Raw genomic sequence first — 4,592 nt, forward strand, 5'->3', positions numbered from 1 at the left:
AATAGCCCGTTTTTTTATATAAGCATTTTTCTTTTTGCTTCCTTTTCGGTTCAAGCAAAGGATCACAAACCCAAGCTTCACGAAATGGGTAACCGCATTAAACAGGAGGTAAAGTCGGGCAGGATATCCGAAGAAGAAGGTTGGGGGAAGTGGCGTGCCGTACAACGCCAACATGCACACCACAAGGAAGTTGAATACAAACACGATGCTGATGATTGGGATGACATTGATGAGTTGGAGCATGAAATTGAAATTCGAGCTATTGAATTTGAATTAGAACGAATGGAGCAGGACCATGAATTTGAAAGGCTCAAATGGGAGCACCAAATGGAAAGAATGCAACACGACTTTGATCGTGAGCGTAAAGAATGGGCGATTCACGATATCCAATTACACGCACGAATGGAGCTGATGAAAAAGGAAATGGGAAACCATTTAAGAGCGGGAACCAAACCGCCACATGGAGTCTCCCCCCGACATCCTCATAATCATGGCCTCAAGAATGAAATGCAAAGAGGATTGCCTCCACATTTACAACACAGCAACAAGCAAGCTCCACAGAAGATCAGTGCCAAATCAATTCTGAGGAGCAAGCCGGTCTGAAAAAGGGTTGTAAAAAAAATGATCCTGCATCGAGCAAAGGATCTCGTAAGGATAAGTGCAAAAAGGAATGCTCCTCCAAGAAAGGAAAGTAACATTTCTTGGATTACTCTATTTTAAGTTTTGGGTAATTTATAAAGTTAAGTTCATCGCACAAATCATTCACTAAGCACATAGAATGGATAATCGTATCCAAATCATGAAAAAACTTTAGGGTTAGTTGCCCCACAGGATTTGCCTAGAAAAATACAAATCAGAATATAATATATTATGAATTTTAAGTTATTTCTGGAAGGTTCTTTAGGTGGTGGAAAAATGAGGAACATGGCTTTCTGAGTATTATTCTTGCGATTGTAGAATCCAAACTTTTTACCAATCCATAATTCCAGGCACTGCTTTTATTGAGTTGAGGTTGTGAATTATTTCATTTCTTTTCAACAACCAGAAGAATGAATTTCAAGAGAAGTAAAGTTTTGTATTTTTTAAAATTTATATCCAATTGGAAACCGTCCCATTTTTTCATAAGAATTCTTCTTTTTATTTCTTGCGGAGTTAATGGTTCCTTACAGTCAAAAGAGTTGACGCAAAAAAAAGAAGCATTGCAGGATGAAACTGAATCATCTCTGCACATTGATAGGGCAAAAATTGCAACCAACAATCTATCCATCACAGAGACGACAAGAGGCATCCGAGAAAAATCCCCACTGCACTTTACACAACGCCTAGAGGGATGGCCCATCGAGTGGAATAACCTTTTCAAAAAACCAGAGTATCATGACTTATTCGAAGCAGTTAAGAAGGCACTAGGTAATCACCTCCAACGAATCACCTATATTCTCCCTCAGGAAAAAGCTGCCCAGTTGCAGAGGTTATTCATTCGAGTAGATTTAAATTACAGGTTGAATAATATGCAATATCATCCCAGTAAACGGTGGCTCATAAACAACAGACACGATCCAACATTGGAAAAAAGGGTGCACATCCCCAGAGCGAGGCAACTACTAAGCAAGCAACAATGGGCCCAACATCCATATGTTATTTTGCACGAACTTGCTCATTCTTTTCACGACCAAGTTCTTGGTTTTGATGATAAAGAAATTTTACAAGCTTATCAAAAATCTGAAGATGAAGGCCTTTATCAAAAAGTACTTTTATTTAATGGGATGAAATCGGCACATTATGCCCGCACCAACCACAAGGAGTTCTTTGCCGAAATGACAGAGGCTTATTTGGGAGTGAACGATTTTTTCCCATTTGTTCGGGCCGAACTGCTGGAACACGATCCCTATACTTTTGCCTTGATGGAAAAAATCTGGGGTAAGATTTAATTCTTACTTTTTACCATGTTAAGACGAATATTATTCCTACTGGGTCTTAAACTTTTTTTATTTGGTAACCTCTGGGCAGATTTTCAGGTATTTGCCCCATGTTCACAAACTTCTACCCTTTGGATTGTAAAAGCCCATACGGGCGATCAAAAATTCGAACTTAAAGTCATCGACAAAGTAAACCTTGGGTTTAACGGGCGTGTAATTACCAAGCACCCCCACAAACCATTGCTCTATGTAATCTCTACAAGGGGTGAAGAAGGGAAGGTGCCAGGAGCAGTTATTTTTTTAAATGAAGATGGTTCTTACAAAAGTCATAAAGGAATTCATTTTAAAGATGATGCCTGCTTTTTAAGCTTGGACAAAGAAGGTAAGCATCTGCTCGGAATAAGTTATGGAAGCGGACGCTTAAACGTCTACCCGCTTGATTCCGATGGCATTCCAGGTGATGCGATTTCAACCATTAATGAAGGGATGAATAAAGCCCATTGCGTGCTTCTGCCCCCGGATGGAAAGAACCTCTACATTCCGTATGTAAAAAACAACCTAGCTCTTTTACAATACAGCTATGACGGCGATTCTGGAAAAATTAGCCCACTGGAACCCAAAAACGCGAATCCTCCCGAGGGTACGGGCCCTCGCCACATGGCTTACCACCCCACCCTGCCCATGGTCTACTTTAGTAACGAGCAGGGCGTTGGATTGTCGGTGTATCACCGGCAGGCAAATGGGCAATTAAAGGTTAAGCAAGACATCAACATTCTCCCCCAAGGCATGTCGAAAATCGGGCTGAGTGCATCCGACCTTCTAATTACCCCAGACGGAAAATTTCTTTTTGCCGGATTGCGCGGTCATAAACAAAACTTTGACCATATTTCTCGATATCGAGTACTCGAGGATGGTCGTGCTGAGTTTTTGGGCCTAACCAAGGCGGGAAAAATACCATGGGGTTTAACCTTATCTCCGGACGGGAAATATTTGATGGTTTCTGCCACCCTAGGCTCATCCTTAAATGCTTATCTCATTTTACCTGGGGGCAATCTTCAAGAAGTCGATTCGCTTGTTTGGGATACAGGAATATCGGATCTAATTACTCGATAAAAAACCGAACGATGGATCAAATTCTTACCATCTTCACTTCCACAATTTTATTACTGTTTGCAAACTTACCAAGGCTAATTGCAGAACTTAAAAACCCGGACCCAGCAAGGTTTAATCAACCTTTTAAAGAATTTTCCAAACAGGACCAAGTTAAGGAGCCAAACCAAGACCAGCTCATTCTCTTTACTGGCAGTTCAAGTATACGCTTTTGGGGTATTGAAAAATCCTTTCCGAGCGATCACCGCGAAGGAATTTGCTGGTGACGGAGTGGACGCAAAGTGGATTGTATACGGCAAGGTTCTTGGTGATCAGAAGGTCTCGATTCTTCGACTTAGCTTAGCCCCAGGGGCTAAGACGACTTTTAGCCCGGAGTGCCCCGCATTATTTCATACCAATGGTGGTAGCGGTCGTATTGGAAAACTCGAGGTCAAATATCATCAGAATATGGTCCTCGGTGAGGTCTATCCTGAGATTGGATTCATTACACAATCCGCACTTGCGAATGGCGGGGTGGAAATTGAGAATACTGGAGCCGAGCCACTCGTGCTGACTTTCGATTTCCCGCAAAATGCACATTCAAAAATACCCGGTATTTCCTCTTAAAAGTACCTGAAGCTTTTATAAATGAAGGGTCGTTGGTTTTTGTAGTCATAGTTAGCTTAAACTTTCTAAGTTCAATCGATACCGATAAAGAGACTAGGTTATAAGACTTAAGCTTTTTTTGGTTAAGACATGGTCTGTAAGAAATTATTGCTTGGACGCGCTTTTTCGTACAGGCTCAAGTTTATGAAAATTCACCTTTTTTTTTGCCTCTTTCTTTCTGTTTTTACTGCTAAATTAACTTTTGCAGATAGGGGAATCTCATCTAATGTGGACTTTAAAATTGCCTTCGGTTCATGCGGGAAACAAGGCCACCCGCTTCCCATATTTGATGAAGTCATTAAGCAAGATCCCCACTTATTTATTTTCTTGGGGGATAATATTTACGGTGATACCAATGATATGGATATCCTCCATAAAAAATACCAACAATTAGGTACTAAGGAATCTTATCAGCACTTGATTAAAAATACCGAGGTCTTGGCGACCTGGGACGATCATGATTATGGCCAAAACGATGCCGGTAAGCATTATCCGCACAAAGTGGAATCCAAGGAAATCTTTTTGGAATTTTTTAAGGAACCTCAAAATTCAGAGAGGTATAAGCACAAGGGGATTTATCATTCAGTTTATAAGAAAGCAGGAAATAAGATCATTCAGATCATTCTCTTGGATAATCGTACCTTCAGGGATGACTTGGTACGATTTCCGAAAGGACAAAAGATCCCGGGTCGCTTTTTTTACCGACCCGATTATCTTCCCCATACGGATGACTCTAAAGCATTTCTTGGTGAAGAACAATGGACCTGGCTCGAAGGTGAGCTGAAGAAAAAAGCGGATCTTCGAGTCATTGCTTCAGGATCTCAATTTTCTCATGAATATAATGGATATGAATCCTGGACTAATTTTCCACATGAACAGGAGCGCCTTATTCAATTAATCAAGAAAACCAAAGCGAACCAT

The 4,592-nt window shown here is 40.8% G+C and carries 5 protein-coding genes; all 5 read left to right on the forward strand.

Features of this window, described 5'->3' with window-relative positions; translation table 11 throughout:
• On the forward strand, nt 1–603 hold a 603-nt coding region (locus tag ACKPQ4_RS04340; RefSeq protein WP_407679982.1), incomplete at its 5' end, for a hypothetical protein.
• A 575-nt stretch (nt 604–1,178) separates the two neighbouring features.
• Nucleotides 1,179–1,928, forward strand: a complete 750-nt coding sequence (locus ACKPQ4_RS04345; RefSeq protein WP_407679983.1) for a metallopeptidase — start codon at nt 1,179–1,181, stop codon at nt 1,926–1,928.
• Nucleotides 1,929–1,943: 15 nt separating this feature from the next.
• Nucleotides 1,944–3,029 carry a lactonase family protein gene (locus tag ACKPQ4_RS04350; RefSeq protein ID WP_407679984.1) on the forward strand — a complete coding sequence of 362 codons (1,086 nt, stop codon included), beginning with the start codon at nt 1,944–1,946 and terminating at the stop codon, nt 3,027–3,029.
• Between the two features lie 216 nt (nt 3,030–3,245).
• The gene (locus tag ACKPQ4_RS04355) at nt 3,246–3,632 is read left to right on the forward strand and encodes a hypothetical protein (RefSeq protein ID WP_407679985.1); all 387 of its coding nucleotides are present in this window, start codon (nt 3,246–3,248) and stop codon (nt 3,630–3,632) included.
• 183 nt (nt 3,633–3,815) lie between these two features.
• The coding region (locus tag ACKPQ4_RS04360) for an alkaline phosphatase D family protein (RefSeq protein ID WP_407679986.1) at nt 3,816–4,592 on the forward strand (777 nt) is incomplete at its 3' end.

Origin of the sequence: Candidatus Chordibacter forsetii, from assembly GCF_964187505.1 — a bacterium.
Lineage (GTDB): Bacteria > Verrucomicrobiota > Verrucomicrobiia > Opitutales > Seribacteraceae > Chordibacter > Chordibacter forsetii.

Coding starts and splice junctions, on each gene's coding strand:
- ACKPQ4_RS04350 (WP_407679984.1), top strand. CDS start 1,944: ATGTTAAGACGAATATTATTCCTACTGGGTCTTAAACTTTTTTTATTT.